Here is a 6,964-nt window from a genome sequence, read left to right as displayed (position 1 = left end):
GTGTTGACTATTCTTTCGAAATGTTAGCTCTCTCCGTAGTCGTTCTGTTAAAATCCGGTCACTCACACAATGGAAAAAAGTAATCACCCTCACTTGAAGTGCAGGGTGATTACTCTTTGAGTTAAACATTCTTACAACTGGTCAACCGTACTTCATGCGGTATGTCAGCTGCATTAACTAGGTGTTGATGCACTCAGTCTTTTTTAATATATGTTCAGCTTACCACCTCCACATCTATTCATGAAATACACACTTATCTCCACTCCCAAGCCTAACTATGAAGTTGGAAACCATCCCCCTTTATGAGATAATTCAACTAGTAGAACTACTGTTTCATCGCGAAAAAGAAAAGAGGTGCTATCATGAAACCGGTCATCCTAGCTGAAAAACCCTCCCAAGCGAAAGCTTATGCGGATGCTTTTTCTGTTAAACGACATGAAGGCTATTTGGAAATCTTACCTTCTCCGATTTTCCCAGAGGGTGCCTATATTACATGGGGTATCGGTCATCTGGTTGAATTGAAGGAGCCAAAAGCCTATGATCCAAAATGGACGAAGTGGTCACTAGGCAGCTTGCCGATTTTGCCAGAACGCTATGAGTTTCAGGTGGCGAAGGGGAAATATAAGCAGTTTACGATTGTGAAGAAGCTCATTAAAGGGACGGATACGGTTATTAATGGCTGTGACGTGGACCGTGAAGGATCGAATATTTTCTATAGCATTTACTATCAAACGGGTGCTAGAAATCAAACGATTAAACGATTGTGGATCAATTCACTTGAAGTCGATGAAGTGCGCAAGGGCTTTGCGAATTTGCATGATAATCGTAAAGATTTACTCATGTATGAGGAAGCGAAAGCTCGTCAAATTAGTGATTGGCTTGTGGGCATGAATGGCTCACGTCTTTATTCGTTGCTTCTGAAGGAGCGAGGCGTTCAGGACGTCTTTTCAATTGGTCGCGTACAATCGCCGACGGTTTTCTTAATTTATCAGCGCCAACTAGAAATTGAGACGTTTGTTTCAGAGCCATTTTTTGAAATTGAAGCGACTTTTACGGCTGCTAATGGAACGTATAAAGGAAAAGCAAAGGCTAAAGAACCGAAACGGGAAATCATTCGGGAACTGTTGGCCAAGCATAATATCCATCCGAAATCGCCGGGGACAATTACATCTGTAGAAAAAATCGATAAGCGGACGCCGCCTCCCCAACTCCATTCACTGTCAACGTTACAAGCGACAGCGAATCGATTGTGGAAAACGAGTCCCGCAGATGTGTTGAAAATCATGCAAGGACTCTACGAAAAGAAAATTGTCACGTACCCAAGAACTGATTCTCGCTATATTACGCCAAATGAATTCACCTATCTTGCCGATCAAGTGAGCGATTTTCAACAGCTTATCGGACATCCCTTCCCTGTCGAATCGCTTGCACCGAAAAAGCGCTATGTTGACAGCTCGAAGGTTCAGGAGCATTACGCCATCATTCCAACGAAGAAAATCCCGTCACAAGCGGTGCTTGGTAGGCTGTCGAATATTGAGCGTAACTTATACGAAGAAGTAGTTCGCACGACACTCGCCATGTTCCATACCGATTATCTGTACACCGAAACGAAGGTAACGACTGACGTCAACGGACTCCCTTTCTTCACAGTCGGCAAGACCGAGCGTGACAAAGGCTGGAAAGCGCTATTCGTTCGTTCATCAGCTAAAGAAAATGACAAGGACGAGCCTTCATTGCCACCACTCACGCTCCATGAACCAGTCGACAGTGACATCGGCATTAAAGAAGGCAAAACGATGCCACCTAAACCGTACACAGAAGGTCAGCTCATCGCCATGATGAAAACTGGAAATTATAGGTATTTTTTTTAGTGGGCTAAATAAAGAGGCGCAGTGATGAATTTACATATAAGCATTTCGCCCAATTATATTTTGGGCTAATTTTTTATACAACTTAAACTATAGTTTGTTCCCATAAAAGAACTAGACATTAAAGGATTCTATTACTACAATTATTTGGTGTTTAATTTTAAGATTCCCTTAGGATATTATTTTTTCTATGTATTAACTCTGCAAAATTTACTTCTGACTGCTCTATTTCACTGTTTAAGTGTTCTACCAAATCAGTAGCAACTTCAATAAATAAATTACTTTCAGTATTTATTAAATCAAACACAATTAATTGTTCTTGAGAAATTATATACTCATAAATCTTATCAAACAAATCCTTTACCTCATCAATACTACTATTACTTAAATCTATTTTTGCCGAATCTAAATCTTCCACTATAAGACTAACTACTTTTTCACCCCCTTCATCTTTCAATTCCTCAATCTTAACTTCCATTACAACCTTGTCTAACTTCATATTAAACTCCATATATATTTCTCCTTTTCCCGAACATTTCTTTACTTCCCTCTAAGTGAATTAATGCTTTATCTTTCCAAATTAATTCATTACCTTCATCGGTACCAATTAGTTGATTCGTATAAAGATTTCCCATGTAGTAAATGTTTTTCGTGTTTACATTATAGTCACAATATATCGTCTGGCTTGGTAGAGTATTTATAGCTATATTAGAATTGTGAGTTGAAATTATAACTATTTTCCCCTTATCTCTTTGTTCCTTAATTTTGGGTACAATATAGTCTGTTATATACTTTTGGCCTAATCCACGTTCAATTTCATCAAACAAATAACAATCATAACTATCATTTTCTAATAACCCACTAATTGTAATAATAGCTTTCTCACCTTCAGAAGGAGTATAATCATTATTTCCATCTATTTTTATAACGTTTCTTTTCTTGATCATATCCTCGGAAAACTCTGAAGGACTAATTTTCTCCTCTACTGTAAAATAATCATTTATACTTCTGAAGTTTCTAAAGTCAAATTCTCTTATTTTCTTTATCAATCCTCTATTCCTAATAATTTTATTTCTTTCAAATATTTTTTTCGTATTATAGTTTTCATCCGATTCTAGTACTTCAATGCTAGTTGTCATGCTGACTCTACCTTTGTTTGGTATTGTTCCCAGTCTATGAGTTTTAGAAATCTTTATATCTTCCAGGTCTTGAATTAAGGTTTGATTGGCAGTTAGTCTAGCTAAACGTTGCGAAACCAACTTAGAAAACCCTATATTATTTGGCTTTGATTCTTTCCCTGTCTTTTTCTGCACTGAATCTTTTAATATTGTTAAAAAAAGTTCAGTGTTTTCTGCACTAAAAATTGTTTTATAGTCATTAATTGAAGAATTAACTAGATCTATACTTAGCAAATCTAATTGCTCAGTAAGTATAGTTCCTTTTTGCTCAGATACACTTCTTATTTTAGTATTGATTTCTTTTACTTTTTTTATTTTATTTAAATCTGACTCTAGGTCCTCAATAATATTTTCAAACTTTCTAGTATAGTTGTTACTAAATTGTGAATCTGTTTTTTTAATAACTTTTGCATTTTTATTAGCATTCTTATTACTGTGATATGCTTTAAACTTTTCCAGGAAGTTAAAAGGTTTGTGCTCTTGATAATCAGTAATCAATTTAAGATTGTCTTCTATTCTTTTTAATATAGTTTCATCTCCCGTAACCGATCTTTCAAAATTGGTTATAAGGTTATTGTACTGTTCATTATAATCTTTACCTTCATGTAGAAAAACATTAAATCCTTCTTCTTTTAAATAACTATAGATGTGGTCTTTTAATAAAATTGTTTTCCCAGAACCTTTTTCTCCAAAAATTATATTTATATCCTTGTAGATTTGAACGGGGTTACTTAATAATTGATCACCTATTTTTACAGGTATCATGTATTTTTGCGTATCGTTTAGGTATCTATTAACAAATAAACTCGGATTGTTAGCTAGTTCATAAAACTTTTCAAATGAACTTATTCTAAATTTAATTTCTGGTAGTTCATATTGATTATATTTATCCCAATCCGTCACGTCACTTCCTATTAATGAAAGTTCATTATGAGCATTTATAACCCCCATAGTTTGCATTTTTCCAGGCTCTAAAATCACTAAAAAACCCTTTAAATCTTCCCGTAACTTATCTTTAGCGTCCATATTTAATGCACGTTCCTTGTCCTTATCTAAAAAATGTGGAAAGACGATAATATCTTCTGGATCAAATTTTTTAATTAGGGATATAAATTCTTCATAGTTAATAAAAAAGGTATCATAATTTCTAATTGTGTCATTATCAAAATGATTATAAAAGTCTTTTCTTTTACCCGGATTACACATAACAATTATATGATAGTGCTCATCATTATACTTTATATCTAACTCTATACCTGGAAACACAAGTAATTCAGGTGCTTCTTGGATTATCTTTTCATACTCATCTATATCAAAATGATTATGATTTGTTATCGCACAAATCCCAACGTCATTTTCTTTCATTTCTTGAATAAACCTTGTAACTTCAATATTTCTTTTAGAACTATCTCCCTGTTTACACTTCTTGGTATGTAAATGTAAATCTATCTTCAATAATCCTCCCCAACCCCTCTATAAATTAAGCTTATAATTGTCAACTAATACAACATAAAATTAAAAATACTTAATGCTCTATTTTTAGTATACTATACCTATAACCCTAAATGTCATGGCAATCAGAATATACTGTTTTTACAATCGATTTGCTATTAAAATCAATAACATTGAAATTCTATTAACGGAGGGATAATATGCGACTAATTATTGCAGAGAAGCCTTCTGTCGCAAAAAATATTGCAGATGCTTTAAAAATTAAAAATAGAAGTGACGGCTATTTTGAAGGCAATGGATATATTATAACCTGGGCGTTTGGACACTTGCTCCAACTCTACGATGCGAAGGATTATGATGAAAAAATGGCAAGGTGGAATCTGGAGAACTTCCCCTTCATTCCATCAGGTTTTCGATACAAGGTGAAAAGTGATCCACGAAATCGAGGAAAAGAAGATTCTGGGGCTAAAAAGCAGCTGAAGATTATTTATAGCTTAATGAAACGAAATGATGTAGATATGATTATTTCAGCCTGTGATTTTGATCGAGAAGGCCAAATTATAGGCGATACGATCATTTACAATCTCAAGACACAGAAAAAAGTATATCGACTTCTGCAAAATGAGTGGACACCCGAAGAAGTGTTAAAAGGACTTCAAAACATAAAGCCTAATACTGAAATGAGGCCCCTTCTGGATGCTGGTATTAGCCGGCAATGGGCTGATTGGGTAATTGGTATCAACTTAACATCAGTGGCAACATTGCAGTATCAGAAAGGCTCAGGACAAGCACTGAATATTGGAAGAGTATTAATGCCGACCTTAAAAGTTATTTATGATCGAGATAAAGAAATAGAAAACTTTGTTCCAAAAAACTTCTTTAAACTGGAAGCCACATTTAAAACTAAAGATGAAAAAGAATACAACGGAACATATTTTGAAAATGGTATAGAAAAGTTCGAGTCTAAGGAAACACTTGAACAAATTGAACAAGCTCTAGCGAATCAAGCAGCATCCATCAACCACAAACAGGTTGAACGAAAAAGAGAGTACCCACCGTACTTGTTTAATCTTTCAAATTTACAAGGTTATATTACAAGCAAATACAAAGGATGGACATCTGATAAAGTATTAAAGGTAGCCCAATCGCTTTATGAAAAGAAATACATTACATATCCGAGGACTGCGAGCGTTGTATTAGAGGAAAGCCTAGTAGAAAAATCTGCAAAAGTACTAGATAATTTAAAAAAAGGATTACCATATGAAAATGAAATTAATTTCACTAAGTTAAAACGTGTTTTTGACAATTCAAAAGTCGATAGCCATAGCGCAATCATACCGACCTATCTAATTCCCAAAACCTTAACAAGTGATGAACAGATGGTATATACAGCCGTAAAAAATCGTTTCATCATGCAGTTCATGCCTATCGCGGAACATGAAGAGACAAAAATAATCACCAAGGTTAATAGTAGTGAAGTAAAAGGACATTTTGTATCTAAGGGTCGAGTACAGTTGATTGAAGGGTGGAAAAAAGTCGAGAAGATTGAATCCAAAGATACAATCTTACCCCTGGTGAATACAAATGATATCGTAAGTATTGTAAATCACGACCTGACATCCCATGTTACAAAGCCACCTAAGTATCATACAGAAAAAACATTACTAAGAGTAATGGAGACATGCGGAAAGGGTTACGAGAATGAAGACAGTGAAGAAATGATGGCTACAATTTTAAGTGGTTATAGTATCGGTACACCGGCTACAAGAGCCGAGACAATTAAAAAACTAAAAGATGTCGGCTATATTGTGGGACAAGATAAAAATTTAACTTGTACTGAACTTGGAAGAAAGCTAGTAGATACATTTCCAATTAAAGAATTGTTTGATTTAGAGTTTACAGGACGATTGGAAAAAACATTATCCGATATTGAAAAACAAAAGTTTACTAAAGAAGCATTTCTTGATTTGATTTATAAATTTACTACCAATGCTGTTGATAGAATAAAAAATGAACAAAAAGTAATTATTAATGAAGTACAACAAAACCAGAAACAGAATGAAGTATTGGGTAAGTGCCCTCTTTGCGGTCATGGAATAATTGAAGGGACTAAAGGATATGGTTGCAGTAATTGGAGAAGCGGTTGTAAATATGTTATTTGGAAGAACGATAAATTTTTGGCTACAATGAAAAAAAAGCCGACAAAAACAATGGTGAAAACGCTTTTGAAAAATGGGGTAGTAACAGTCAAAGGATTAACTAGCAAAAAAGGGAATAAGTTTGATGCTAATATGAGGTACGAAAAAAATCAGGATAACGAATATTTCAGTTGGAAGATGGAGTTTAATAAAGATTGATTTATACGAAAAACCTGTGTCGAACAGAGACTCAAACAGTACAATGAATAACATAAATATAGCTATAAAACAACAAACGCCGAACATTGAAGTTCGGCGTTTATTCATT

Annotated in this window: 4 protein-coding genes; 2 read left to right on the top strand and 2 right to left on the bottom strand. The window is 34.5% G+C overall.

All coding sequences use genetic code 11. From position 1 onward, the window contains the following. Nucleotides 1-362 precede the first annotated feature (362 nt). Nucleotides 363-1,871, top strand: a complete 1,509-nt coding sequence (locus R2B77_RS15925; protein ID WP_203249069.1) for a DNA topoisomerase — start codon at nt 363-365, stop codon at nt 1,869-1,871. A gap of 157 nt (nt 1,872-2,028) precedes the next feature. Here the strand turns inward: R2B77_RS15925 and R2B77_RS15920 are convergent, their stop codons facing one another. Both R2B77_RS15920 and R2B77_RS15915 read right to left on the bottom strand, forming a co-directional pair. Further along, nucleotides 2,029-2,379 (bottom strand): hypothetical protein, encoded by a 351-nt coding sequence (locus R2B77_RS15920; protein WP_203249068.1) that lies wholly within the window; start codon nt 2,377-2,379, stop codon nt 2,029-2,031. Beyond that, a complete protein-coding gene (locus tag R2B77_RS15915; protein ID WP_203249067.1) occupies nt 2,369-4,501 on the bottom strand; it encodes a hypothetical protein in 2,133 nt (710 codons plus the stop codon). Before R2B77_RS15915 ends, R2B77_RS15920 begins: the two co-directional genes overlap by 11 nt. Nucleotides 4,502-4,698: 197 nt before the next feature. Between R2B77_RS15915 and R2B77_RS15910 the strand changes: the two genes are divergently transcribed. Continuing rightward, the gene (locus R2B77_RS15910) at nt 4,699-6,855 is read left to right on the top strand and encodes a type IA DNA topoisomerase (protein WP_203249066.1); all 2,157 of its coding nucleotides are present in this window, start codon (nt 4,699-4,701) and stop codon (nt 6,853-6,855) included. Nucleotides 6,856-6,964: the final 109 nt, after the last annotated feature.

Origin of the sequence: Sporosarcina beigongshangi, assembly GCF_033485195.1 — a bacterium.
GTDB classification, from domain to species: Bacteria; Bacillota; Bacilli; order Bacillales_A; family Planococcaceae; genus Sporosarcina; species Sporosarcina beigongshangi.
Note: the sequence above shows the minus strand (reverse complement) of the source record. Positions and strands in the feature narration are given on the sequence as shown.

What these genes read in the sequence shown, in the direction of transcription:
- R2B77_RS15925 (WP_203249069.1), top strand. Translation starts at nt 363, where the DNA reads ATGAAACCGGTCATCCTAGCTGAAAAACCCTCCCAAGCGAAAGCTTAT.
- R2B77_RS15920 (WP_203249068.1), bottom strand. Translation starts at nt 2,379, where the DNA reads ATGGAGTTTAATATGAAGTTAGACAAGGTTGTAATGGAAGTTAAGATT.
- R2B77_RS15910 (WP_203249066.1), top strand. Translation starts at nt 4,699, where the DNA reads ATGCGACTAATTATTGCAGAGAAGCCTTCTGTCGCAAAAAATATTGCA.